This window comes from Enterobacter sp. PL_is511 (assembly GCF_055816065.1).
The window spans coordinates 76535-101346 of sequence record NZ_JBVPGP010000017.1 but is presented as its reverse complement, the minus strand read 5'-3'; the positions used below and the strand labels follow the sequence as shown (position 1 = coordinate 101346).

Annotated in this window: 29 protein-coding genes, 3 tRNA genes and 2 pseudogenes; 17 read left to right on the top strand and 17 right to left on the bottom strand. The window is 52.8% G+C overall.

Features of this window, described 5'->3' with window-relative positions:
* Positions 1-186: 186 nt before the first annotated feature.
* Together AC0TN7_RS04275 and AC0TN7_RS04270 are read left to right on the top strand one after the other, a co-directional pair.
* Entirely contained in the window at positions 187-690 is a 504-nt protein-coding gene (locus tag AC0TN7_RS04275) for a non-heme ferritin-like protein (RefSeq protein WP_061714860.1), read from the top strand.
* A 157-nt stretch (positions 691-847) separates the two neighbouring features.
* Positions 848-2191, top strand: coding sequence for an anaerobic C4-dicarboxylate transporter (locus tag AC0TN7_RS04270; protein WP_008500406.1), 1344 nt, complete (start codon positions 848-850; stop codon positions 2189-2191).
* A gap of 42 nt (positions 2192-2233) precedes the next feature.
* On the opposite strand, the gene AC0TN7_RS04265 is transcribed toward AC0TN7_RS04270, so the two are convergent.
* Both AC0TN7_RS04265 and azuC read right to left on the bottom strand, forming a co-directional pair.
* Positions 2234-2485: a DUF2766 family protein gene (locus AC0TN7_RS04265; RefSeq protein WP_008500405.1), complete on the bottom strand. Its 252-nt coding sequence runs from the start codon at positions 2483-2485 to the stop codon at positions 2234-2236.
* 107 nt (positions 2486-2592) lie between these two features.
* Positions 2593-2676: a stress response protein AzuC gene (gene azuC / locus AC0TN7_RS04260; RefSeq protein WP_014884364.1), complete on the bottom strand. Its 84-nt coding sequence runs from the start codon at positions 2674-2676 to the stop codon at positions 2593-2595.
* A 234-nt stretch (positions 2677-2910) separates the two neighbouring features.
* On the opposite strand from azuC, the gene yecR reads away from it, so the two are divergent.
* On the top strand, positions 2911-3249 hold the full coding sequence (gene yecR / locus AC0TN7_RS04255) for a YecR family lipoprotein (protein WP_024909785.1): 339 nt from the start codon (positions 2911-2913) through the stop codon (positions 3247-3249).
* A gap of 204 nt (positions 3250-3453) precedes the next feature.
* Positions 3454-3951: a non-heme ferritin gene (ftnA, locus tag AC0TN7_RS04250; protein WP_014884366.1), complete on the top strand. Its 498-nt coding sequence runs from the start codon at positions 3454-3456 to the stop codon at positions 3949-3951.
* A 36-nt stretch (positions 3952-3987) separates the two neighbouring features.
* Here the strand turns inward: ftnA and AC0TN7_RS04245 are convergent, their stop codons facing one another.
* Positions 3988-4329, bottom strand: a complete 342-nt coding sequence (locus AC0TN7_RS04245; protein ID WP_032646247.1) for a hypothetical protein — start codon at positions 4327-4329, stop codon at positions 3988-3990.
* A gap of 216 nt (positions 4330-4545) precedes the next feature.
* On the opposite strand from AC0TN7_RS04245, the gene tyrP reads away from it, so the two are divergent.
* On the top strand, positions 4546-5757 hold the full coding sequence (gene tyrP / locus AC0TN7_RS04240) for a tyrosine transporter TyrP (protein WP_463727164.1): 1212 nt from the start codon (positions 4546-4548) through the stop codon (positions 5755-5757).
* A gap of 34 nt (positions 5758-5791) precedes the next feature.
* Here tyrP and AC0TN7_RS04235 read toward each other — a convergent pair whose 3' ends face one another.
* Positions 5792-6460, bottom strand: a complete 669-nt coding sequence (locus AC0TN7_RS04235) for a YecA/YgfB family protein (RefSeq protein WP_024909782.1) — start codon at positions 6458-6460, stop codon at positions 5792-5794.
* A 425-nt stretch (positions 6461-6885) separates the two neighbouring features.
* On the opposite strand from AC0TN7_RS04235, the gene AC0TN7_RS04230 reads away from it, so the two are divergent.
* The 8 genes from AC0TN7_RS04230 to AC0TN7_RS04195 all read left to right on the top strand — a co-directional run bounded on the left by AC0TN7_RS04230 (position 6886) and on the right by AC0TN7_RS04195 (position 13250).
* On the top strand, positions 6886-8007 hold the full coding sequence (locus AC0TN7_RS04230) for a branched-chain amino acid ABC transporter substrate-binding protein (RefSeq protein WP_023312277.1): 1122 nt from the start codon (positions 6886-6888) through the stop codon (positions 8005-8007).
* A 99-nt stretch (positions 8008-8106) separates the two neighbouring features.
* On the top strand, positions 8107-9021 hold the full coding sequence (locus AC0TN7_RS04225; RefSeq protein WP_032646250.1) for an ABC transporter permease subunit: 915 nt from the start codon (positions 8107-8109) through the stop codon (positions 9019-9021).
* 11 nt (positions 9022-9032) lie between these two features.
* Positions 9033-10307, top strand: a complete 1275-nt coding sequence (gene livM, locus AC0TN7_RS04220; RefSeq protein ID WP_473701886.1) for a high-affinity branched-chain amino acid ABC transporter permease LivM — start codon at positions 9033-9035, stop codon at positions 10305-10307.
* Positions 10304-11179: an ABC transporter ATP-binding protein gene (locus tag AC0TN7_RS04215; RefSeq protein ID WP_032646252.1), complete on the top strand. Its 876-nt coding sequence runs from the start codon at positions 10304-10306 to the stop codon at positions 11177-11179. Before livM ends, AC0TN7_RS04215 begins: the two co-directional genes overlap by 4 nt.
* On the top strand, positions 11176-11892 hold the full coding sequence (locus AC0TN7_RS04210; RefSeq protein WP_032646253.1) for an ABC transporter ATP-binding protein: 717 nt from the start codon (positions 11176-11178) through the stop codon (positions 11890-11892). The genes AC0TN7_RS04215 and AC0TN7_RS04210 overlap by 4 nt, the downstream gene beginning before the upstream one ends.
* Positions 11893-12046: 154 nt before the next feature.
* Positions 12047-12538: an Hcp family type VI secretion system effector gene (locus tag AC0TN7_RS04205; RefSeq protein WP_024909777.1), complete on the top strand. Its 492-nt coding sequence runs from the start codon at positions 12047-12049 to the stop codon at positions 12536-12538.
* Positions 12535-13014 (top strand): DUF2778 domain-containing protein, encoded by a 480-nt coding sequence (locus AC0TN7_RS04200; protein ID WP_267217016.1) that lies wholly within the window; start codon positions 12535-12537, stop codon positions 13012-13014. Before AC0TN7_RS04205 ends, AC0TN7_RS04200 begins: the two co-directional genes overlap by 4 nt.
* Positions 13011-13250 (top strand): hypothetical protein, encoded by a 240-nt coding sequence (locus AC0TN7_RS04195; RefSeq protein WP_024909775.1) that lies wholly within the window; start codon positions 13011-13013, stop codon positions 13248-13250. The genes AC0TN7_RS04200 and AC0TN7_RS04195 overlap by 4 nt, the downstream gene beginning before the upstream one ends.
* Before the next feature lie 118 nt (positions 13251-13368).
* Here the strand turns inward: AC0TN7_RS04195 and AC0TN7_RS04190 are convergent, their stop codons facing one another.
* Positions 13369-14046 (bottom strand): DUF2076 domain-containing protein, encoded by a 678-nt coding sequence (locus tag AC0TN7_RS04190; protein ID WP_473701863.1) that lies wholly within the window; start codon positions 14044-14046, stop codon positions 13369-13371.
* A gap of 151 nt (positions 14047-14197) precedes the next feature.
* Between AC0TN7_RS04190 and AC0TN7_RS04185 the strand changes: the two are divergent.
* Positions 14198-14410, top strand: a pseudogene (locus AC0TN7_RS04185) (hypothetical protein); the annotation flags it as partial.
* Positions 14411-14422: 12 nt separating this feature from the next.
* Positions 14423-15052 (top strand): hypothetical protein, encoded by a 630-nt coding sequence (locus AC0TN7_RS04180; RefSeq protein WP_232473024.1) that lies wholly within the window; start codon positions 14423-14425, stop codon positions 15050-15052.
* Between the two features lie 496 nt (positions 15053-15548).
* On the opposite strand, the gene AC0TN7_RS04175 is transcribed toward AC0TN7_RS04180, so the two are convergent.
* The 6 genes from AC0TN7_RS04175 to uvrY form a co-directional block, all read right to left on the bottom strand.
* A tRNA-Leu gene (locus tag AC0TN7_RS04175) sits at positions 15549-15635 on the bottom strand.
* Between the two features lie 11 nt (positions 15636-15646).
* Positions 15647-15720 (bottom strand) — tRNA-Cys (locus AC0TN7_RS04170).
* A gap of 46 nt (positions 15721-15766) precedes the next feature.
* Positions 15767-15842 (bottom strand) — tRNA-Gly (locus AC0TN7_RS04165).
* Between the two features lie 152 nt (positions 15843-15994).
* Entirely contained in the window at positions 15995-16543 is a 549-nt protein-coding gene (gene pgsA, locus AC0TN7_RS04160) for a CDP-diacylglycerol--glycerol-3-phosphate 3-phosphatidyltransferase (protein WP_023336158.1), read from the bottom strand.
* Positions 16544-16599: 56 nt separating this feature from the next.
* Positions 16600-18432 (bottom strand): excinuclease ABC subunit UvrC, encoded by a 1833-nt coding sequence (uvrC, locus tag AC0TN7_RS04155; protein WP_024909772.1) that lies wholly within the window; start codon positions 18430-18432, stop codon positions 16600-16602.
* Complete coding sequence (uvrY, locus tag AC0TN7_RS04150) at positions 18429-19085, bottom strand: UvrY/SirA/GacA family response regulator transcription factor (RefSeq protein WP_013096026.1); 657 nt, start codon at positions 19083-19085, stop codon at positions 18429-18431. The genes uvrC and uvrY overlap by 4 nt, the downstream gene beginning before the upstream one ends.
* 373 nt (positions 19086-19458) lie before the next feature.
* On the opposite strand from uvrY, the pseudogene AC0TN7_RS04145 reads away from it, so the two are divergent.
* A pseudogene (locus AC0TN7_RS04145) lies at positions 19459-19527 on the top strand (hypothetical protein); the annotation flags it as partial.
* Between the two features lie 25 nt (positions 19528-19552).
* Positions 19553-19777: a DUF2594 family protein gene (locus AC0TN7_RS04140; protein WP_008500345.1), complete on the top strand. Its 225-nt coding sequence runs from the start codon at positions 19553-19555 to the stop codon at positions 19775-19777.
* Positions 19778-19843: 66 nt separating this feature from the next.
* Here the strand turns inward: AC0TN7_RS04140 and sdiA are convergent, their stop codons facing one another.
* From sdiA to fliZ, 6 genes are all read right to left on the bottom strand, one after another.
* The gene (gene sdiA, locus AC0TN7_RS04135) at positions 19844-20566 is read right to left on the bottom strand and encodes a transcriptional regulator SdiA (RefSeq protein WP_024909771.1); all 723 of its coding nucleotides are present in this window, start codon (positions 20564-20566) and stop codon (positions 19844-19846) included.
* A 221-nt stretch (positions 20567-20787) separates the two neighbouring features.
* Positions 20788-21540, bottom strand: a complete 753-nt coding sequence (gene tcyN / locus AC0TN7_RS04130) for an L-cystine ABC transporter ATP-binding protein TcyN (protein ID WP_463727161.1) — start codon at positions 21538-21540, stop codon at positions 20788-20790.
* Complete coding sequence (gene tcyL, locus AC0TN7_RS04125; RefSeq protein WP_014884380.1) at positions 21537-22205, bottom strand: cystine ABC transporter permease; 669 nt, start codon at positions 22203-22205, stop codon at positions 21537-21539. Before tcyL ends, tcyN begins: the two co-directional genes overlap by 4 nt.
* Before the next feature lie 21 nt (positions 22206-22226).
* The gene (gene dcyD / locus AC0TN7_RS04120; RefSeq protein ID WP_463727160.1) at positions 22227-23213 is read right to left on the bottom strand and encodes a D-cysteine desulfhydrase; all 987 of its coding nucleotides are present in this window, start codon (positions 23211-23213) and stop codon (positions 22227-22229) included.
* 106 nt (positions 23214-23319) lie between these two features.
* A complete protein-coding gene (gene tcyJ / locus AC0TN7_RS04115; protein ID WP_023336163.1) occupies positions 23320-24120 on the bottom strand; it encodes a cystine ABC transporter substrate-binding protein in 801 nt (266 codons plus the stop codon).
* Between the two features lie 86 nt (positions 24121-24206).
* Positions 24207-24758: a flagella biosynthesis regulatory protein FliZ gene (gene fliZ / locus AC0TN7_RS04110; RefSeq protein ID WP_008500339.1), complete on the bottom strand. Its 552-nt coding sequence runs from the start codon at positions 24756-24758 to the stop codon at positions 24207-24209.
* Positions 24759-24812: the final 54 nt, after the last annotated feature.

Here is a 24812-nt window from a genome sequence, read left to right as displayed (position 1 = left end):
TACAGCCCAATTAAGAGTTTTCTTAGACCAAAGACAAGGGTATGCTTATTTATATCGAACACAGGAAGTGAATTTCGGTCGACTTCGGTCACGGCAGAATGTGTATTTCTGCTCTTTTCTTCATATTTGCCTGACGCTCAGGTTAAGCAACGGACATCACGTCCCACAGTCAATAAGGATATGAGTATGGCTACCCAAACGATGATGCAAAAACTTAACGCGCAGATGAACCTTGAGTTCTACGCCTCGAATCTGCACCTTCACTTAAGTGCGTGGTGTGCCGAGAATAGCCTCACGGGATCTGCCACCTTCTTTCGCTCTCAGGCGCAAAGTAACGTCACCCATATGATGCGTGTCTTTAACTTCCTGAAAGCCGCAGGGGCAAATCCTGTCGTTAAAGCCCTTGATGGGATCAATGAAAATTACTCTTGCCTGGAAGAACTGTTTCAGAAGACGCTTGAAGAGTATGAACAACGCTGCAGCACCCTCAACAAACTGGCCGATGAAGCCAGAGCGCAGCAGGACATTACGACGCTCAGCTTCTTACGCGATATGGATAAAGAGCAGCAGCAGGATGGCCTGCTGCTGAAGACGCTGGCGGATGAGATCCATAATGCGCAGCAGGCAGGTTTATGTCCTGAGCAAACCGACCGTCATCTGCTCGACATCGTGGCGGTGCAGCACCACTGAGTTTTTTGGCCTGCTCCCATTCGGAGGAGCAGGCTCCCTTCACGTCTCCAACCTTCTGCTTTTGCTGAAATTTAACAAATCAGATCTGGCTCCCAATGATTAACCACACAACGTGTGATGATTTATTTAGTTACATAATCATTGACGAGGGAGCATCATGATCACCATTGAGTTTGTTGTCATTCTCCTCTGCCTGCTGACGGGTACGCGTTTCGGCGGTATGGGGCTCGGGTTAATTAGCGGTATTGGTCTTTTTATTTTATGTTTTGTCTTTGGTCTGCAACCGGGTAAGCCGCCGGTAGACGTTATGCTGACCATCCTCGCGGTGATTGGTTGTGCCGCTACGCTGCAGACTGCGGGTGGCCTCAACGTCATGATGCAGTTTGCTGAACGTCTGCTGCGCAAACACCCACAGCACATCACCCTGCTCGCCCCATTCACCACCTGGATGCTGACCTTTCTGTGCGGCACCGGGCATGTGGTCTATACCATGTTCCCCATCATTGCGGATATCGCCCTGAAAAAAGGGATCCGCCCCGAGCGCCCCATGGCCGTGGCATCGGTCGCGTCGCAGATGGCGATTACCGCCTCCCCCGTGTCCGTTGCCGTGGTGTCGCTGGTGTCTATCCTGGCGGCCCAGCATGGTATCGGCCACGCGTGGGGGATCCTGGAAATTCTCGCCGTGTCGGTTCCCGCTTCACTTTTCGGCGTAGCTATTGCTGCCCTGTGGAGTTTACGCCGCGGAAAAGATTTGGCGGATGACATGGAGTTTCAGGAAAAGCTGAAAGATCCTAAGCAGCGCGAGTTTATCTACGGTGGAACGGAGACGTTAATGAATCAGCGTTTCCCTAAACAGGCCTACTGGTCCACGTGGATTTTCTTTGCCGGTATTGCCGTGGTCGTTTTGCTGGGTGCGTTCCCTGAGCTGCGCCCCGCCTTTGAGCTGAAAGGCAAAATGACGGCGCTGTCGATGAACCTTGTTATTCAGATGATGATGTTAATTGCAGGGGCCGTGATGCTAATGGCCTGTAAGGTCAACGCGTCGGCGATTTCCAACGGCGCGGTGTTTAAGGCCGGTATGGTCGCGATCTTCTCGGTGTTCGGCGTGGCGTGGATGAGCGATACCTTTTTCCAGGCGCATCTCGACGAGTTAAAGCTGGCGCTGGAAGGCGTCGTGAAAAGCCACCCGTGGACGTATGCTATTGTGCTGTTTCTGGTGTCAAAACTGGTGAACAGCCAGGCGGCTGCGCTGACGGCCGTTGCGCCTATGGGCCTCATGCTCGGCATCGACCCGAAAATGCTGATCGCCTTTTTCCCTGCGTCATACGGCTATTTCGTCCTGCCGACCTACCCAAGTGATTTGGCCTGCATCGGCTTTGACCGTTCAGGCACCACCCGCATCGGCAAATTTATCATCAACCACAGCTTTATTCTGCCTGGGCTGATTGGGGTAAGCTGCGCGTGCGCGGCGAGCTACCTGCTGGTCCAGACGTTCTTCTGACAGTATCAAGGGGCGACACATGCCGTCGCCCATTTCCCGGTTTTAGTGGGATTCACCCTGCGGCGTGAATCGCAGTTCAATCAGCGCGATGGCTTTCTGGATCGCACGAAGCGTAACCGGATCGGCGGCAGCGGGATGGCTGGCGAAATCGATGTTTTTCAGCTGCGTAGACATCTTCTCGCGCACTTCAACCGGCGCAATCACGTCAAGAACATCAAGGATTTGTTTGATAACCAGCTGACAGGCGACAACGTCAGAGACCAGTTCCTGATCGGCGCTCAGGTTTTGTGACATGGGGTTTTCTCCTTATTTAAAGGCCGCCATAGTAGCAAAACACACCCCTGGCATCTTCCCTTCATCGCCTGCAGGTATAAAAAAACCCGCCGAAGCAGGTTTTTTTATCAGAACATGGCGCCCGGCGGCACGTCTTTGAAGGTGCGGCAGTAATTGGCCCACATACTTTTCAGGATTTTGCGCAGTTTCACGATGATGCTCCATTAACTTGTTATACAACTTTATTATCAACGTGCCTATAATATGACCACCATCACAAAAATCAACACTTTTGTGATGCGCATCACATTTATATCAGGGCATGGCCTGAAAGCGCTCACCGCGGACCCGTTGCGAAGAGTGAGGGCAGATTGTCCGGCTATTCCAGCCATTGCAGCGGGCATCTGCGGGTACGATAACGTATTTCCATCCACTCAGAGCGAATCATGAAAAGAGTCATTGTAGCCGGTACAATCCTGCTGCTCGCGGGATGTACCATTAACCGCCAGGCTGAAGTCAGCAGCCTCGACGCGCCGAACGGCATCGTCCGCCTCGACTACGGCCAGGCTGCGCTGCAAAATGCGTATTCCGATGAGTATGTGAATAACGGCACGGCGGCAAAAGCGTGTCAGAGCATGGGTTATGCCACTGCCTCAGCCTATGGTCAGCCCATTAAAACCTGCACTCTGACCAGCGGCTCTTTGTGCCTGAACGAGAGCGTGACCATCCAGTATAAATGTATGGGTTACGCCGTTAATCCTAAGTCAACTAATCCGTGGTATTAATCGAAGCTGCCAGCGCATGCTGGCAGTTTATTTCATTACGAACAAAAATAATTCTCATTAATAAGTTATAAAAATCGCCAATGCGTTTTATTCCCATTCGTATTTTAAATAAATAAAATAAAGATTTTACGTTTTGCAAATAATTAAATAACAAATTATAGTGTCGCTCATTGTGAACCAGAAATAATAATCCGGAGCGTCACCATGCTGAAAACTGAAATGATCGACAAGCTCAACGCACAAATGAACCTTGAGCTTTTTTCATCCCTGCTCTACCAGCAGATGAGCGCCTGGTGCAGCTACCATAGTTTCGAGGGCGCTGCCGCGTTTCTGCGTCGTCACGCTCAGGAAGAGATGACCCACATGCAGCGTCTGTTTGATTATCTGACAGATACGGGCAGCCTGCCGCGCATTGAAACCGTGGCATCACCGTTCGCTGAGTATAATTCTCTTGATGAACTGTTCCGCGCCACCTACGAGCACGAGCAGCTTATCACGCAGAAAATTAACGAACTGGTTCATGCCGCGATGACCAGCCAGGATTATCCAACCTTTAATTTCCTGCAGTGGTACGTCGCTGAGCAACACGAAGAAGAGAAGCTGTTTAAATCCGTGCTGGATAAATTATCTCTGGTGGGGAAATCCGGCGAAGGCCTTTACTTTATTGATAAAGAACTCTCCACTCTTGATACGCAGAATTAATTTCAGCGCGGTGCCGGTTTCCGGCACCGCGTTAATTTACATACACCCCGCACAGCTGGTGCAACGCCAGTCATGGGGATTCACGGCCTGGTAAAAATAGCGGTAGCTGGACGTCTCCAGCGGAATACCGACCTCGAAAAACAGATCCGTTAACCAGTCGACATTCTCGATGATCCACTCATCTTCCTGTAAGCCTTGTGCAAAGGTTTCATCTTCAGGATCAATAACCGAATAGATAGCCCAGGTGCCCATATCCTTTTCGCGACGGGACTCGGGAAGGTTCAGGGGCTGATTCTGCCAGCTGATTATCCAGTGACCATGGCACAACAGGTTACCTCCCCGGCTCCATGCCGCGGTAAAGGGATTCTCCCCTGCCATAAGACCCTCACTTAATTTGATAATTTGTATTTATTGTTTACGTTACGCCGGAATATCGCGCAGCAGTATTGCCCTTATGAGGTAGGTATAGGCCTGGGTCATTAATACGTAAATAATTTTTTACACCACTTGTAACGGTGATTTGACGAGTAACGGCTTTTCCCTTACTCTGCGCCGCAGATTTTGTCGCGGTTAAGAAGCGTTGTAGAGGAAAGCGTGAAAAACAGAACTCTGGGAAGTATTTTTATCGTCGCCGGAACGACAATTGGCGCAGGAATGCTGGCAATGCCTCTGGCAGCCGCGGGCGTGGGATTTGGCATGACCCTGCTGCTGCTGGGAACGCTCTGGGCGCTGATGTGTTACACCGCACTGTTGCTGCTTGAGGTTTACCAGCACGTACCCGCCGACACCGGTCTGGGTTCGCTTGCGGCGCGCTATCTCGGACGCTACGGCCAGTGGATAACCGGCTTTAGCATGATGTTCCTGATGTACGCCCTGACCGCCGCCTATATCAGCGGTGCCGGGGAGCTCATCGCCTCCAGCGTCAACGACTGGTTTGGCTCTGACATTACCCCTGCGACGGGCGCCATCTTCTTTGCGCTCATCGGCGGCGGCGTGGTCTGCGTGGGCACATCGCTGGTCGATCTGTTTAACCGTTTTCTGTTCAGCGCTAAAATTCTCTTCCTGATTGTCATGCTGGTGCTGCTGGCGCCGCACGTGCACAAGGTTAACCTGCTGACGTTGCCGCTGGAAAAAGGGCTGGCGCTCTCCGCGATCCCGGTCATTTTCACCTCGTTTGGCTTCCACGGCAGCGTGCCGAGCATCGTCAGCTATATGAACGGCGATATCCGAAAACTGCGCCGCGTCTTTATTATCGGCAGCGCGATCCCGCTGATTGCCTATATTTTCTGGCAGCTGGTGACGCTGGGCAGCATTGACTCTTCAACCTTTATTGGGCTGATGGCGCAACACGCTGGCCTGAACGGTTTTCTGCTGGCACTGCGCGAGGTCGTCACCTCCCCACACGTGGAGCTGGCGGTACACCTGTTTGCCGACCTGGCGCTGGCAACCTCGTTCCTGGGCGTGGCGCTCGGCCTGTTTGATTATCTGGCCGATCTGTTCCAGCGCCGCAATACCGCGGCCGGACGGTTACAGACGGGCGCAATCACCTTCCTGCCGCCGCTGGCGTTCGCGCTGTTTTATCCGCGCGGATTTGTGATGGCGCTGGGGTACGCAGGGGTAGCGCTGTCGATCCTTGCCCTCCTCCTCCCTTCCCTGCTGGCATGGAAAAGCCGTCAGCAGCATCCTCAGCAAGGGTATCGCGTGGCGGGCGGAAAACCGCTGCTGTGCGTTGTGTTTGGCTGCGGGGTGGTGATTATTCTGGTGCAGGTGTTGATTGCAGCCGGGATGCTGCCGGAAGTGGGTTAAATAAAAAAAGGGGCTGTCATCAGCCCCTTTTTTATCAGTGCAAACAGCAGCTCTTAAACTTCTTCCCGCTGCCGCAAGGACACGGATCGTTACGCCCGACCTTTGTGCCGTTCACAATCGGCTTCTTCGCTTCCGGCTGCTGCGGGTTGTTTACCCAGTATTGATATAAACGCAGTGCCGCAGGCTGGATGCTCTCGATGCTGGCGATGTACTCCTCTTCGGACAGTTCATCCAGCTTGTCGCTATTCTCTTCCGTACCGTGCAGCGCAATCACCTCAAGATCGGCCTTCAGGGCTTCCGGCAAGGCAGACCAGTCCGTCAGCGCCACGCCGCGCATGTAGCCGTAGCACCACTCTTCCACCACGGTATAACTCTCACCGTCAACGTCGTTATAGCCAAACATCGGTTCGAACTGATCCGGGTATTCACTCAGGCGCTCGGCAATATCGTTCATGTGCTTAAAGCAGAGATCGATAAAACGGTTCATCTCACGATCGTTTTTCCAGCGCGGAATGTACTTCTCGCCACCCCAAACCGCCACCAGCCAGGCATCTGGCTCAACGACAACAGGACCGGAAAGCACTGCGGTAAGCATGCCGTCCAGTTCGGACACGTCAATTACGGACGCGTCATCATGACCGTAAGACATTAACGTCTCTTCAAGCCACGCCATTTCGCTTTCATTCAATGGGCCTTCAGTCATCGCTGATACTCCTGCAAAAAAGGAAACGATCCTAACACATATCTCACCCTTCTCCGGGCTGAAGTTTAGGTCTTTATTGCTGCAAAAACGTGCAAACCGTGAGCTTTGCACAACTTATGGGCTTTATTGTTAACGATATGTGATCTCCGCTGTAATTTCTTCTCCTCCCGCAAGGCGGCATAACGCGGCGCTCTATACTCAAACATGTCGCATGCTCGTCAATGGGTTAACCATTCTGGCAACGTTTTTGCTTAACGTTCTTCGCGCGTCCCTGCGCAGGGAAATCTCGCCGTAATATGCAGGATGCCGTCTGTATCTTGTTCGTTTAGTGCATTTTGTTCTTGCTCGTGTTTCGGATTGGCTGCGCCGTCGGGCGTTCGGGTTTACGCCGTGGTGCAAAAACCTCTTTGCTAAGGAACATAATAATGTCGCTGAAATTTATCAGAACTCCTCTTTCTCTTGTGTTGGCCGGTTGCCTGGTGACGGCGTTTTCCGCCCGGGCAGATATTGTGATTGGCGTGGCCGGGCCGTTCACGGGTCCGAACGCCACCTATGGCGATCAGTACTGGCACGGCGCAACGCAGGCCGCTGAAGACATTAATGCCGCAGGCGGCATTAACGGTGAGAAAATCAAACTGGTTCAGGGGGATGATGCCTGCGAGCCCAAGCAGGCCGTGGCCGTCGCCAACCGTTTAGTTGACCAGGATAAAGTCAACGCCGTGGTCGGCCATTTCTGCTCCTCTTCCACCATGCCCGCATCCGAGGTGTATAGCGACGCAGGCATTATTGCGATTACCCCCGGCTCAACTAACCCGCTGATCACCGAACGCGGCATGAGCGATATGTTCCGCATGTGCGGCCGCGACGACCAGCAGGGTCAGGTTGCCAGCGACTTCATCATCGACAAGCTGAAAGCCAAACGTGTGGTGATCATTCACGACAAAGACACCTATGGTCAGGGTCTGGCTGACGCCACCAAAGCGGCGCTGGCGAAACGCGGGGTTCAGGATGTGATGTACGAGGGGTTATCCCGCGGTGAAAAAGACTTTAACGCGCTGGTCACCAAGATCGGCGCGCAAAAACCGGACGTCGTGTTCTTCGGTGGCTGTCACCCGGAAGCCGGCCCGCTGGTTCGCCAGATGCGTGAGCAGGGCGTACAGGCAAAATTCTTCTCCGGGGACTGTATTGTCAACGAGGAGATGGTGACCGCCGCGGGCGGCCCGCAGTACACCAATGGCATTTACATGACCTTCGGTAAAGACCCGCGCCTGATTCCGGACGGCAAAGCGGTTATAGAGAAATTCCGCGCCGGTAAATTCGAGCCGGAAGGTTACACCCTCTACTCCTATGCCTCCGTACAGGCCATTGCCGCGGCCTTCAAGGCCACCGGCGGCAAGGACTCCGCCAAAGCCAGCGAGTGGCTGAAGGCCAATTCCGTAGACACGGTGATGGGCAAAAAAGCCTGGGACAGCAAAGGCGATCTGAAAGTGTCTGACTACGTGGTTTACCAGTGGGACGACAAAGGAAAATATAAGGAAGTGCAGTAACGGGACGGAGTCACGCTCAACGTCGGCGGGCCTGCCCGTCGGCGCGTAATAAACATCAGGCTGCGCGGCTCGCGCAGCCTATAAAACGAGCGCGCTAAGATGAGTACATTCTTCCTGCAACAGTTAATCAATGGCTTAACGCTGGGTTCCGTCTACGGCCTGATCGCCATCGGCTACACCATGGTGTACGGCATTATCGGGATGATCAATTTCGCCCACGGCGAAGTGTATATGATTTCCGCCTATCTTTGCGCCATTGGCCTGGCGCTGCTCTCGTTCTTCGGCCTGCAGTCCTTCCCGCTGCTGATCCTCGGCACGCTGGTGTTCACCATTGTGGTCACCGGGGTGTACGGCTGGACTATCGAGCGTATCGCCTACAAGCCGCTGCGCAACTCCACGCGCCTGGCGCCGCTGATCTCCGCCATCGGGATGTCGCTTATCCTGCAAAACTACGCGCAGCTGAGCCAGGGCCCGCGCCAGCAAGGGGTACCGACCATGCTGGACGGCGTCATTCGCCTGCATCTGGGCGAAGGGTTCGTGCAGATAACCTACACCAAAGTGTTTATCCTGGTTGCCTCGTTTGCCGGCATGCTGGTGCTCACCTGGATAATCAACCGTACCCGGCTGGGGCGGATGTGCCGTGCGGTCCAGCAGGATCGTAAGATGGCCTCCATTCTGGGCATTAACACCGACCGGATTATTTCGCTGGTCTTTGTCATCGGCGCGGCGATGGCCGGTCTGGCGGGGGTGTTGATCACCATGAATTACGGCACCTTTGATTTCTACGTCGGGTTCGTGATCGGCATTAAAGCCTTTACTGCAGCAGTACTCGGCGGCATCGGCTCCCTTCCCGGCGCGATGCTCGGTGGCCTTATCCTGGGCGTGGCGGAAGCGCAGTTCTCGGGCATGGTGAACTCGGACTATAAAGATGTCTTCTCGTTCGGCCTGCTGGTCATGATCCTTATTTTCCGTCCTCAGGGCCTGCTTGGACGCCCGATTGTGGCCAAAGTGTGAGGGAGAGAATGATGACATCACACGGTTTTTCACTTAAACGCTGCATTCTGGAAGCGATTTTTTCCGGGCTGATTGCGCTGATTATCTTCGGCCCCATCGCGGGCGTGGTGCTGGACGGGTACAGCTTTAACTTCGCCGGGCAGCGACTGGCCTGGATGGTTGGCATCGTCATGTTCGGACGCTTTCTGTTGAGCGCCTTTTTAGGTACCGCCCCGGGGGCCCGTTTCCAGGCGCGCTTCGAGGCCGACAGCGCGGGTGTATATGTCAGGCCACCGGAATACAAAAGCCGCATGCGCTGGATTATTCCTCTGGTGATTACCCTTGCGATTTGCTTTCCGTTTGTCGCCACTAAATATGTGCTGACCGTCGCCATTCTCGGGCTGATCTACGTGCTTCTCGGTCTGGGGCTGAACATCGTCGTGGGCCTGGCCGGTCTGCTGGATCTGGGATATGTCGCGTTCTACGCGATTGGGGCGTACGGTCTGGCGCTGGGGTACCAGTATCTCGGCTTAGGCTTCTGGAGTATGCTGCCGCTGGCGGCAATCATGGCCGCCGCTGCAGGCGCCCTGCTCGGTTTCCCGGTACTGCGCATGCACGGTGACTATCTGGCCATCGTCACCCTCGGGTTCGGGGAGATTATTCGCCTGATACTGAACAACTGGCTGACCTTCACCGGCGGACCCAACGGCGTGTCGGCCCCTCCCCCCACCTTTTTCGGTCTGGAATTTGGACGACGCGCGAAAGAAGGCGGCGTGCCCTTCCACGAATTTTTCCACCTGACCTACAACCCGAACATGAAGTTTATTTTTATCTACGCGGTACTGTTCCTGGTGGTGATGCTGGTGCTCTATATCAAGCACCGCCTGACGCGGATGCCGATTGGTCGGGCGTGGGAAGCCCTGCGTGAAGACGAAATTGCCTGCCGCTCAATGGGGTTAAATCATGTTCTGGTTAAGCTGTCCGCCTTTACGCTGGGCGCGTCGACCGCGGGCATTGCCGGGGTGTTTTTCGCCACCTATCAGGGGTTCGTGAATCCAACCTCCTTTACCTTCTTTGAATCGGCACTGATCCTCGCCATTGTGGTACTGGGCGGTATGGGCTCGACGCTGGGCGTGGTGCTGGCCGCCTTTGTGCTCACGGTCACGCCGGAACTGCTGCGCAGTTTTGCCGAGTACCGCGTCCTGCTGTTTGGCATGCTGATGGTGGTGATGATGATCTGGCGTCCACGCGGTTTGATCCGCATTAACCGCAGCGGGTTTGCCGCGCGTAAGGGCGTCGCACCATGAACGAAACGATATTACGCGTTGAGCATCTTATGATGCACTTTGGTGGGATTAAGGCGCTAAACGACGTCAACCTGGACGTGCAGCGCGGCTCCATTACCGCCCTGATTGGGCCAAACGGGGCGGGAAAAACAACCGTGTTTAACTGCCTGACGGGCTTCTACAGAGCCTCCGGCGGCAACATTTTGTTTAACACCCGCAATAAAACGACCAACGTGATTCAGGTCCTTGGACAAAAATTCCAGCCAGGTGACTGGATTAACCCCGCGCAGTTCGGGCAACGTCTGTTCTACAAAATGTTTGGCGGAACGCATCTGGTCAACCGAGCCGGGCTGGCGCGCACGTTTCAAAATATTCGTCTTTTTCGCGAGATGTCGGTCGTGGAAAACCTGCTGGTCGCGCAGCATATGCGGGTGAACCGCAATCTGCTCGCCGGGATCCTGAATACGCCGTCCTACCGGCGGGCGGAAAGCGACGCCCTGGACAGAGCCTTCTACTGGCTGGAAGTGGTGGATCTGGTGGAGTGCGCCAATCGCCTGGCGGGAGAGATGTCGTACGGCCAGCAGCGGCGTCTGGAAATTGCGCGGGCAATGTGCACCGGGCCAGAAATGATCTGTCTGGATGAACCCGCCGCAGGGCTGAACCCGGTTGAAACGCATAAGCTGAGCAGCATTATTCGCTTTCTGCGGGATCACCATGACATCACGGTATTACTGATTGAGCATGATATGGGGATGGTGATGGAGATTTCGGATGACATTATCGTGCTCGACCACGGCGATGTGATTGCCAGAGGAAAACCCGAGCAGATCCAGCATGACGAAAAGGTCATTGCCGCCTATCTGGGCACGGACGAAAGCGAGGTCACCCTATGAGCGAACCGCTGCTGGCTTTTCGCGAGGTGGATGTGTTTTACGGCGTCATTCAGGCGCTGAAGCAGGTCTCCCTCGAGGTGAATAAGGGTGAAACCGTGGCGCTGATTGGCGCAAACGGCGCGGGTAAATCGACATTGCTGATGTCCATCTTTGGTCAGCCTCGTATCCGCAACGGACAGATCCTTTTCGGCGGTGAAGATATCAGCCATAAATCCACCCACTACGTCGCGTCCGGCGGCATTGCGCAGGCGCCGGAAGGCAGACGAATTTTCCCGGATATGACCGTTGAAGAGAACCTGCTGATGGGGACCATTCCCATCGGCAGCCAGTTTGCCGCTGAAGATATGCAAACCATGTTTGACCTTTTCCCTCGTCTTAAAGAGCGGCGTAAACAGCGCGCGATGACCATGTCCGGCGGGGAACAGCAGATGCTGGCGATCGCCCGGGCGCTGATGAGCCGTCCGAAGCTGCTGCTGCTGGATGAACCGAGCCTGGGCTTAGCTCCGATTGTGGTTAAACAGATCTTCCAGACGCTGCGTGAGCTGGCCCGCAGCGGCATGACCATTTTTCTGGTGGAGCAGAATGCGCACCACGCGTTGAAGCTGTCTGACCGCGGGTATGTAATGGTTAACGGGCAGATCCGGTTGAGCGGCAGCGGTGAGGAGCTGCTGGGGAATCAGGAGGTGAGGAAGGCGTATTTGGGCGGGGTGTGATTTGATACCTAAGGAACCATTAGAAATAATTTCATATAAATAACAATGAGATATTCACGAAAAGTATAGCACGCAATGCCTTGAGAAGGCCTGGGTTTGTTGATTTATTAGTCTCTGACAATAACGTCAAACTCACTGAAAAGGAGCGTTCAGAATGGCTATACCCGCATATTTATGGCTCAAAGATGACGGAGGTGCGAATATCACAGGTTCTGTAGATGTTCAGCACCGTGAAGGTAGCATTGAGGTTTTATCGTTTGGCCATGGTTTACACATTCCAACCGATGGCAATACGGGGAAACTAACCGGTACCCGCGTCCACTCCCCACTAACAATCGAAAAAGAGTTTGATTCATCCTCGCCTTACCTTTACCGGGCTGTAGCAACTGGCCAGACCCTAAAGTCAGCTGAAATCAAATGGTACCGTATCAACGATGCAGGGCAGGAAGTTGAGTATTTCAACATGCTTTTAGAAAATGTGAAAATCGTAGGGATCACGCCTGTAATGCATAACGTAAAAAATCCCTCAATGGAAAAACACAATCACCTTGAGGCGATAGAACTGCGTTATGAGAAAATCACATGGAAGCACTGCGACGGGAATATCCAGTTTACTGACGGCTGGAATATTCGGGTTACAGCATGATTATTGCTCGCTATGCATTGAATGGCTTACCGTCATCTATTCTTACCGTTCCGGGGGTAGGAAACTTTCCGGCATTCTCAGGCCAACTCTATGGCAGAAACAATCCGACTATGGCAAGCAAACCAGAAATCGGGCCGATCCCGCCTGGACGTTACTTCATCGTGAACCGACAGAGCGGAGGCAGGCTCGGAGGACTAAGTGATTTTGCCCTGAAAAATATTTATGGTACCGATCGCTCAAAATGGTTTGCCTTATACAAAGATGACTGGCAGATAGATGATCAAGTATTTGTTGAAGGTGTCCGGCGTGGCCATTTCCGCCTCCATCCTATAGGACCAAGAGGGTTAAGCGAAGGCTGTATAACCCTTCTTCATCTGAGTGACTTTGATTACTTGTTCGAAGCTCTTATGAAAACAACTATGATGTCAGTACCTTGCACGAGCTTTAAAGCTTACGGGACAATAACAGTAACATGAGGACTTTTATAGAAATCACCTTAAGCCTTGCAATCGGTCTTATCAGTTTTCTTTTATACACGCGCTGGCTTTTTATTTTGATACCTGCCGAATGGGCTTATGCCGTGATGAATCATTTCGGCACATACGGGATAGAAGCACTGGAGGATACGTTAGTCGATATCGCCTCTTTGTTTGGATTGCTTCCGGCAGTACTTACAGGTTTGTTAGTAAGAAAAGCAGTAAAAAGAATGTGACTTATGAGCCTTCAGGCTTAGCCTCGAAGGCTTTTTTGACTCGGAAACGCAAAACCCCGAAAGTTGGATACCCAACTTTCGGGGTTCACTTCATTTCTGTGGTTTCACGATAACGTCGTTAAATAAAACTGTTGTCGTCATTGCTATAGTCGTCATCTACATCGTCGTTCTGCCAGGTGTCGTTATTATTGCCGAACGGATCGTTCTGGTTGAGGAAACGGGTGTCAGAGACGTTATTAACGTCGCCGTATTGATTACCGACCAACGGTTCACCACCGACAGGCATTGTCGGTTCTTCGATAATGTTCACGATCTCTTCCGGCCGCGACTGATGGAACATGCTGGTAAGCATCTCGGCCAGCGCGATGCCACCGGCCACGCCAGCGGCTGTCTGGAGTGCGCCAGCCATAAAACCGCCGCCGCGAGTAGCCGGCGCTGGCGCCCGTGAGTAATCCTGCGCCGGTGGCTGTTGCGGCTGGGCATTCCAGCTGTTGTCAGGCTGCGGGTTACTTTTCCCACCACCAAACAGGCCGCCGAGGAAACTGTCGCCCGTCGAGGGTTTGCTTTTTTGCGCGGCTAATTCGCTTTCAAGCTCCAGAACGCGGGCCTGCAGGCGTTTCAGCGCCGCTTCCTGAATCAAAATCGATTGCGCCATATAGTAGGGGGCCGCAGGCTGCTGTCTGACGAATTCGGCGATCTGACGCTCTGCATCTGCGTCCCGCTGGCTGTTTTGTTGTCCGGCCTGTTTCAGACGCTCGAAAAGGCCGTTGATAAGCTGCTGTTCTTCATATTGCATGACAATAACCTTCCGCTCTCCAGGGTGGATACCAACCAGTTTATCAGCGGCGGCAACCTGTGTCTGGCGAGTGAAATCTTTGTTTAAGATTGGTTGCAGGTTTGCTGAAAATCGCCCTGCTTTCCGGGCTTGATATTAGAGAATTAGGCTTAACGTTCTGGTATGGCAGCAAATTCTCGGGCACAGCACGATCGTGATGACGATGAGATACGCTCACTTCGCGCTAAACTGGAGGCACAAAAAAACCACCATTCGGTGGTTTCACGACACTGCTTATTGCTTTGATTATTCTTTGTTTCCCATGGTAGCCGGAGTGGGACTTGAACCCACACAGCGCAAACGCCGAGGGATTTTAAAACTATAAGGAAGGTTAGAAATGGACAGCGCGAAATCCTGGCTGAAGAGTCTGGGTGCTGGCGATTCCGGCTTCCAGGTTTCTGTAGCGCAGGGAATGCTCTATTTTCCGGTTAGCATGTATTACCTCGGTTATGACTTCATAGACACGGCTCATCGCCATGCTAATTTTGATGGTCGTGTGAGGATGGCGAACATGTTCAAACGAGGAATATCGGTTACTCAGGAAACTCAAAAAATAGTTAACGCTGTTATCAGAGAGTTCATGTCAAAAGTTAACATGGATAATATTCAGGGGATTGCACAAAATTTTACCGGCGTAATGGCTGGTAAATTCATATTCGCTGAGCTAACCGGAGTAAAACTAGGTGCTGCCGTATCGTCACGCATTATGACCTCGTTCGCCGCAGGCGTGGTCATCGGAAGCGCTCTCACAATTGGCGCAGAAACATCGAGAGCTATCTATACGGCTAGAAAGCTTGAAAACCAGAACCCTGTACTCTACTACCGACTTAAGAGTATGGGTGATTTAGATCTTCTGTATTTTCTTGTTGAAGAAAAATTGAAACCTTTTCTTGACGCATGCAGCGTAGCAGATGTAAACAAGCATGAATTTAACGAAGTATGTAAATACTTTTTTGGTGGGTTATGAACGCTCAGGACATTATCAAGTTAATAGCATCCCGAATTTTGCGCGGGTTGGGAATGGGAATTGCTTCTGCGGGCCTATTGTCCTGTATTTACTTCTTTTCATTTTCAAAAGACGAATCCCGTTTTATCTGGGGTGCAGCGTCAGGTGCTCTCATTGTCCTTGGTTACTTTATATACCGAATTGCGATACTCAAGGTTTTTGACGAACGTTGAAGACCTCAATTGCTCATACTCCATCAAAAAGCCCACCGATTGGTGCGCCTGGCGTTAGAGGGTCAGGGTTAACTGCTTCCTACCATAATGAGATGACGGAAAAGCATCGGATGGGATGAAATCAGCTGGTAACTTATCGCGTGGTGCGCGTTTGGTTGATGATCGCGGGGCAGTAATGCCCTCTTCTTGTGTCGAAGATGAATGGTGAAAAATAGACAATAAAAAACCACCTTTCGGTGGTTTACACGACACTGCTTATCATTGATTTTATTCTAGTTTTCCCATGGTAGCCGGAGTGGGACTTGAACCCACACAGCGCGAACGCCGAGGGATTTTAAATCCCTTGTGTCTACCGATTCCACCATCCGGCCAGGGAAGAAAGTGGAGGCGCGTTCCGGAGTCGAACCGGACTAGACGGATTTGCAATCCGCTACATAACCGCTTTGCTAACGCGCCGTAAAACTTTTCAAACTGACACCCGCTACTGCGTATGTCTTTAATCTGGAGCGGGAAACGAGACTCGAACTCGCGACCCCGACCTTGGCAAGGTCGTGCTCTACCAACTGAGCTATTCCCGCATGTCATCAAGTAATTGTCTAACCACTTGATTTCATTATCGTCCGGCTGACTGTGCCGCCGTTCGATGCGTTGCATTCTACTGATATGACGTTATGAGTCAACGTTATTTTTTACATCCCCGGATCGTTTGCTGAAATTTACGGCGAAACGATCACTGATCAAGCAAATCCCCGCGCGCAGCGTTCAAATATTGCAGCATGGACCACAGCGTCAGCACTGCCGCGACCCACAAGAGGCCAATCCCCGCCCACTCAACCCAGGCGTTCGGACGCCAGAGCATCCAGACCAGCGCGGCCATCTGCGCCGTCGTTTTGACTTTACCAATCCACGAGACCGCTACGCTGCTGCGTTTCCCCAGCTCCGCCATCCACTCGCGCAGTGCAGAGATGATGATCTCACGGCCGATCATGGTTGCCGCAGGCAGCGTTACCCACCAGGTATGATAGTGCTCGGCCACCAGCACCATGGCGATAGCGACCATCACTTTGTCCGCCACCGGATCGAGGAAGGCACCGAAACGGGTGCTTTGATTCCAGCGGCGCGCCAGATAGCCATCAAACCAGTCTGTTACCGCTGCAATCAGGAAGAGCAATGCGCAGGCAAAAGGTGCCCAGACAACCGGCAGGTAAAACGCCAGCACAAAGAACGGGATGAGTACAACACGAAAAAGAGTGAGCAACGTAGGGATATTATATTGCATAGTGACGGTAACTATTTGTTGTCAGTAAAATTTAGCTCTATGTTGCTACAGAGCCCTCAATGTTTCAACGAGTAGTAGATCTTTTCTGCCAGCCCTTGCGAAATACCCGGCACTTTTGCAATTTCCTCCATGCTGGCGTTGAGTAAACCTTGCAATCCGCCCATATACTTCAGCAGCATCTGACGACGTTTTGGCCCCACGCCTTCGATCGTCTCCAGTGAACTGGTGTTTTTCACCTTCGCCCGTTTTTTGCGGTGACCGCTGATGGCGTGATCGTGCGATTCATCGCGAATATGCTGGATGACGTGCAGCGCCGGGGAGTCCGGTGGCAGACTGAAGCCCTCACCTTCCGGCTCGAAGAACAATGTCTCCAGCCCGGCCTTACGATCGGCCCCTTTTGCGACACCCAGCAGCAGCGGATGGTTTTTATCCCAGCTGACATCAAGCGACTCAAATACTGCTTTCGCCTGGCCGAGCTGCCCTTTCCCGCCGTCAATCAGGATCACATCCGGGATTTTGCTCTCCTCTATGGCTTTACCATAGCGACGGCGCAGCACCTGATTCATCGCCGCATAGTCATCACCCGGCGTGATCCCGGTGATGTTATAGCGGCGATACTCGGCGCGCAGTGGGCCATTCGCATCAAACACCACGCAGGACGCTACCGTCTGTTCCCCCATCGTATGACTGATGTCGAAACACTCCATCCGCTTCACTTCCGGAAGCTTCAGCAGCGCCGCCAGGGCCGTTAAACGCTGGTGCACCGTCGACTGCTGCGACAGCTTAGTGGTGAGTGCCGTCGCCGCGTTGGTTCGCGCCAGCTTGAGATAACGCGCACGATCGCCGCGCGGTTTGGTTTGAACATTCACCCGGCGGCCCGCCAGTTCAGAGAGCGAATCAGCCAGCAGGGTTTTATCGTCAAGATTAAAATCGAGCAGGATCTCAGAAGGCAACGTGCGCATCTGGCTCCCCTGCAGATAGAACTGGCCGACAAAGGTTTCCACCACTTCACCCAGCTCGGTACCGCCAGGGACCTTCGGAAAATAGCTGCGGCTGCCGAGCACTTTGCCCTGGCGTATGAACAGCACATGCACGCAGGCCATCCCGGCGTCAAAGGCGACGCCGATGACATCAAGATCGTCACCGGTATTCGAGACAAACTGTTTCTCCGTGACTCTGCGCACCGCCTGAATCTGGTCGCGAATACGCGCTGCCTCTTCGAACTCCAGAGCAGCGCTGGCTTTTTCCATCCGCGCGATCAGCTGCGTTAAGACCTGATCGTCTTTTCCGGCTAAGAACAGACGCACATAATCCACCTGCTGGGCATACTCTTCTTCACTCACCAGTCCAGCCACGCACGGTCCCAGGCAGCGGCCAATCTGGTACTGCAGGCACGGGCGCGAGCGGTTACGGTAAACGCTGTTTTCACACTGGCGGATCGGGAAGATTTTTTGCAGCAGCGCCAGCGTTTCACGCACGGCATAACCGTTAGGGAACGGCCCGAAATATTCACCCTTCGCATGTTTTGCCCCGCGATGCATGGCGAGGCGCGGATGGGTGTCGCCGCTTAGAAAGATAAACGGGTAGGATTTATCATCCCGCAACAGGACGTTATAGCGCGGCTGGTAGAGCTTAATATAGTTGTGCTCAAGCAGCAGCGCTTCTGTCTCTGTATGCGTGACGGTAACATCAATATTCTGAATGAGTGAGACCAGCGCTTCGGTCTTACGGGAGGCCAGGTTGCTGCGAAAATAGCTGGAAAGGCGTTTTTTAAGATCTTTTGCCTTCCCCACATAGATAACCGTACCGCCAGCGTCATACATGCGATAGACGCCAGGCTGGCTGGTTACGGTTTTCAGAAATGCTTTTGAATCGAACACATCACTCACTGACTTAACAACGTCTCCGCATTACACAAACCATGTCGGATGGCCAGATGCGTCAGTTCGACGTCACCATGAATGTTCAGTTTACTGAACATCCGATAACGATAGCTGTTTACCGTTTTCGGGCTGAGATTCAGCTGTTCCGAGATCTCATTCACCTTCTGACCTTTGGTGATCATCAGCATAATCTGCAATTCACGCTCGGACAAACTGGCAAACGGTGATTCGGTTTTCTCGGGCTCAATCTGACTCAGCGCCATCTGCTGAGCAATGTCGGATGCAATGTAACGCTGTCCGGCAAACACGGAACGGATAGCATTGACGACTTCCTGCGGTGCAGCACCTTTACTCAGGTAACCCGCTGCCCCCGCCTGCATCACTTTCGCGGGCAGTGGATTTTCGGTATGCACGGTCAGCATGATGACTTTGGTGTCTACAAAGGTACGCGCGATTTTGCGTGTTGCCTCAAGACCACCGATACCGGGCATGTTCATATCCATCAGCACCACATCGGCGGAGTTAGTACGGCACCATTTTACCGCATCTTCACCACAGCATGCCTCACCGGCAACTTTAATACCTTTAATATCTTCAAGAATGCGTCGTATCCCTGCGCGCACCAGTTCGTGGTCATCAACAAGAAGGACGTTGATCAAAGGAAATGTCTCCAGAATAGGGATAACGCTACTGAGTGATAATTTGGTTTATATTAACGGTTTTCCTGACAAGATTAAAACGTTAAAAAACCGGCTATTCGATTTTGCTCTCGTTTTTGGAAATTAGCCTGTACAGGCGGTGGAAAGAGAGTCCGTGTTTTTAGGGCTCTTGCGGCTTTTTTTAATCATCTGTATTCAAAAAGTTACAAAAAACTTGCAGGCTTTCCCTGCAAAAAAAACAGATCTCAAATTTTTGTAACAATAATTAACGGCAAGCGAGCCGGGCATAAGCAATTAATAGCCTGTAACAGCGCTTCAGTTTACCGGTACGTTCTGTTTACGCAATTAAACATCCACGTAAAAGTACGAAAAACAACCGCTGCATTTTTTGCTTCAGCTTGTGGTATACTCCGCCGCCTTGACTTTCGTCGTCGCGCTTTAGCGCCGTTTAATAATGAGGAAAATAAATGAGCACACCTGAATTTGCCACTGCGGAGAATAACCAGGAACTGGCACAGGAAGTAAACTGCCTGAAAGCACTGCTGACGCTGATGCTGCAGGCGATGGGCCAGGCTGATGCCGGTCGTGTGATCATTAAAATGGAAAAACAAATCGCGGAGATGGAAGACCAGGCTGAATCAGCGGTATTTGCTAACACCGTTAAGCAAATCAAGCAAGCGTACCGCCAGTAACAAAAAACGGCTGGATGCAGTGCATTCAGCCGTTCGCTCGTCTGTCACGCAGAACGTTTTACGGAGTCAGATCAGTCCCGTTGCCGCCGCATAGCATGCGATCTGGGTCTTATTGGGCGCGTTAAATTTCTTCTGCATATTCTTCTGATGGAAGTTAACGGTATTCTCTGAGATCGAGAGAATGATCGCTATTTCCGCTGACGTCTTGCCTTCCGCAGTCCATTTCAGAATTTCACGTTCGCGCTTGCTGAATTTCATTTCGGGTGGCATGACCATCTCATGGTCAAAACGCATCAGAGAGGTTAAGGCCATTTGCACCAGCATTTGCAACCGCAGTTCTATTTCCTCATGGGATAATGGCCCTTCCTGTACACGTGTACGAGAAACAGAGAGGAAGCCGAGCGCATGATTTGGCAGCATCAGGCACTGCGTTATTCCCGCGCGTAAACCGTGGTCCTGGGCGCTATGCCATAATTCCTGCGCCTCAGCGAATAATGCGTCTGTCCAGGGGAGATGCCCCTGAATGAAATTCTCCGCTTTTAAAACCGGATCGATCGCGAAATAGTTCGCGGATTGATATTGCGCCATCCACAGCTTGGGGTAAGTGGTTTGCAGGGAGATCTTAGGGCGGGTAAATGGCACGGGATGGCGCACGCAGAGCGCGTAATAATCGAATTCCAGCGCCTGAGTTTGTCGCTCCAGCTCCTGATATACCTCGGCGGCACAGGTCAACTCCTGAAACCGGAGGGAGCAATCCCGTCGCCAGGTGAAAAAGTCTAAATCCTTCATACTTACTAAATGAAGCCTCTGAACAGATAATCATTATTATGGTGAATATAAGCTAACACAGAAAACTTTTTTCTAACCACAAAATATCGGCAATAGCACAATTAACTTTACTATCGATAAGGTTTACCCGAGCCGGATGGAATAAAAAAACAGAGGCCTTCACAAAGAGGGAGAATAATTTGCTCCAGGGTAATTTTCTGGAGCAAATGCGTGCAAAAATGCTACTGCATAAGGAATTTTTCAAGGAACTGACGGGTTCGCGGCTGTTGAGGGTTGGCGAATAAGCTTTTCGCCGGCCCCTGCTCCACAATCCGCCCCTGATCCATGAAGATGGCTCTGTCAGCAACATCGCGTGCAAAGCTCATCTCATGCGTCACGATCACCATCGTCCGTCTTTCCTGCGCCAGCTGGCGAATGGTGTTCAGCACCTCACCCACCAGTTCCGGATCGAGCGCTGAAGTCGGTTCATCAAACAGGATCACGTCCGGGCGCATCGCCAGCGCGCGCGCTATCGCCACGCGCTGCTGTTGCCCTCCCGACAGACGCCGCGGATAGCTGGTCTCTTTCCCCGCCAGCCCGACTTTGGCCAGCAGCTCGCGAGCGCGCGCCGTCGCTTCCTCTTTAGGCTCACCTTTAACGATAACCGGCCCTTCAATAATGTTCTCCAGCACCGTACGATGCGGGAAGAGGTTGAAGTTCTGGAAAACGAAGCCGACATGCTGGCGCAGACGGCGAATCAACCCTTTCTGCTGGCTGATGGATTTCCCGGTATCAATCGTTATCTCCCCGACCCGAATGGTGCCGCCTTCCGGCTGTTCAAGCAGGTTAATGCTGCGCAGCAGCGTGGTTTTCCCTGAGCCGCTCGGCCCAATGATTGCCACCACTTCGCCCTGCTCGACTTCAAGATCGATCCCGTGGAGCACCGTTTGACCGTGGAATTTTTTCACCAGGTTTTTGACGTCGATAGCACTCATTTTGGATCACGCTCCTGGCGGTTAAGCTGGTTTTCGAAATAGTTTTGCAGGGCAGACAGCACCGTCGCCATCACCCAGTAAATCAGCGAGGCAGCCAGATACATGGTAAAAACTTCAAGCGTACGGGAGGTGATGAGCTGTGCCTGACGGAACAGCTCCGGTACCTGAATCGTTGCCGCCAGGGAAGTATCTTTCACCAGGCTGATGAAGCTGTTGCTCAGCGGTGGAAGCGCCACGCGCGCCGCCTGCGGCAGAATGGCCCGGCGAAGCGTCTGCCATGGCGTCATCCCGATACTGGCCGCCGCTTCCCACTGCCCTTTGTCAATGGAGGAGATGGCCGCACGCAGGGTTTCAGAGGTATACGCCGCAGTATTGAGCGACAGACCAATCATCGCTGCGGGAATCGGATCCAGCTCGATACCAAACTGCGGTAAGCCGTAGTAGATCATAAAGAGCTGGGCGATAAGCGGCGTACCGCGAAAGACGGAGATATAAAAACGCGCCAGCCAGCGCACCGGCAGGATGGGTGACATGCGCATTAAGGCCAGCACAAATCCCAGTACCAGCCCGAAGAACATCCCGCCGATACTGAGCTGTAACGTAAATACCGCACCTTTCAGCAGATACGGCAGAGAATCAATAACCAGTTGAATACTTTCTTGCATTATTATTTTTCGACCTGACTTTTAGACATGAGGATGGTAGGCAAACAGAGCAGGCGCCCCACCTGTATGGACAAATAAAATCGGCCCTTCATCCTTAAAGCGTTTCTGCGCAATGCCATCAATCAGTCCGGCCATCGCTTTGCCGGTATACACCGGATCGAGCAGTATCCCCTCGAGGCGGGCCAGCAGTTTCACCGCTTCCATGCCCTCTTCGTTCGGCGTGCCATAACCCGGCGCAAAATAGTCATCCCAGAGCAGAATATCGGCCTTTGCCTTCAGCTCCAGCTGCGCGGCGACCGCCTGCTGTAAAGTGACCACTTTCGGCTTCTGATCCGCGACGCTACGGGACACCGTCACGCCAATCAGCTCGACCTCCGGCAGCAGTTGCTCCAGCCCTACCGCCAGCCCGGCATGCGTGCCTGCACTGCCGGACGCGACAACCACGGAGGAGAGGCCCACCGCGCCCTCGCACTGTTGGGCAATTTCCAGCGCACTTTCCACATACCCCAGCGCGCCCAGCGCATTCGAACCGCCAACAGGGATAACGTAGGGGCGGAAACCCTGCGCTTCCAGACGCGTCGCCAGCTCATCGAGCTGGGCGGTCGGGTCGGTCAAAGCATCCACCATTTCGACCTGTACATTAAACAGGTCCAGCAGCAGACGGTTACCGTTGGTGAGATAGTTTTCTGCCCGCGTGCCAATCGGGTTTTCCAGCAATGCCACGCAATGGAGTCCGAGCTTTGCCGCCACTGCCGCAGTCTGACGAACGTGGTTGGACTGGATAGCCCCGGCAGTGATGAGCGTATCCGCGCCCTCGCGCAGGGCGTCCGCCGCCAGAAACTCCAGCTTACGCAGCTTATTGCCCCCCATCGCCATCGGCGTCACGTCATCACGCTTAATAAAAATATCGCGCCCTAAATAATCAGAAAGTCGCGGCAGGTACTCCAGCGGCGTCGGCGCACCGATAAACTCCAGGCGAGGAAAGCGCGTTAAATTCTGTAGTGACATGGGTTCTCCGGTAACTCTGACAAAATGTGATATTTTTCATTATGCACGCAGACGCGAAAGAAATAAAAAAGGCGCTTTTAAAAGCGCCTTTTTTTACGTCAGAAACTTATTTCGTGACGTCTGCACCGAACCACTTCTCGGAGAGCGCTTTCAGGCTTCCGTCTTTTTGCATGTCAGCAATCGCGGAATCAATCGCTTTGACCAGGTCTTCGTTACCTTTACGCACGGCCACGCCTGATTCCTGACGAGAGAACGCATCACCCGCTACCGCCAGGGTGTTGTTGGTTTTCTTCACCAGATCCAGCGCTGCCAGGCGGTCAACCAGAATGGCGTCGATACGGCCCACGCGCAGATCCTGGTATTTCGTCGGGTCATCATCATAGGTGCGGATATCCACGCCCTGCACGTTCTGGCGCAGCCACTCTTCGTAGTTAGTCCCCAGACCAACACCGACTTTCTTCCCTTTCAGATCTGCGGCAGTTTTAATCCCGCCTTCGTTGCCTTTCTTCACCAGCGCCTGAATTCCGGACACGGTGTACGGCGTAGAGAAGTCATACTTCTTCTTACGCTCGTCAGAAATGGTCACCTGATTAATCACCACATCAATACGTTTGGAATCCAGCGACGCCAGCATACCGTCCCATTTGGTCGGTTTCAGTGACGCTTTAACGCCGAGGTGCTTCGCCAGCTCTTCAGCAAACTCCACTTCGAAACCGGTCAGCTTACCGTCATCGCCCTGGAAGCTGAACGGAGGATACGTTCCTTCCAGCCCGACCAGCAGCGTACCGCGCTCTTTTACTTTATTCAGCAGGTTTTCTGCGGCGAACGTTTTCACGCTCATGCCCGCAACCAGCGCAACGGCCATAACACCCATCAGCGCCTGACGACCCAGAAGTGCAAATTTCATAAATACCCCGATATAGTGGAATTTTTACGTAGTGTAGAGAAATCGCCTGTAACGTCAAAGGCGACTGCGCTACATCTTATTCTTTTTTAATATATATCAGAAGTTGTTCCGGCGTGGGCTTTCTGCTTTATGGCACCCGGCATTTGTACCTTGTATTGCGCATACTTGCGCAGCGCAATTCGGTAGTTATTGGTGCTGGTCGCAGGCAGCCACGGCTCCAGATTTTCATCCAGATAACCGGTTTTCAGCAGATCGCGAGAAATATTGTTTACGGTCAGATGTTGCCCAAGGCGACGCAGGCGAACCACATATTCGCGAACGGTGCCGTGGCTCATTTCCGTTTGTTCAAACAGGAATTGCTTGAAGCCGATGATGTCGAAGAAGTCGCTTTGCTCTTTGCAGTGGAGATCCCCACAGAAACGGCAAAGCGCCACCCACTCTTTTTGCTCTTCGAGCCATGCTGCTTCGTCCATCAACGTGTCGAGACGCGAAATCGCAATCTTATTGACGATTTCGCCCCGGCGAACCAGCGTGATACGATCGAGTAACTTGTTACAGTGGGCGCAATGCGTCTGGCTGTGTTTAAAGTCTTTCAGGTAGCGGCTTAAAGGCCGTCTTTTAGATTGCTGCACCGTCATGATAACTCCTGGTTGTCAATACGTTGTGCGGCATTTTTCAGGTGAATCAATCAC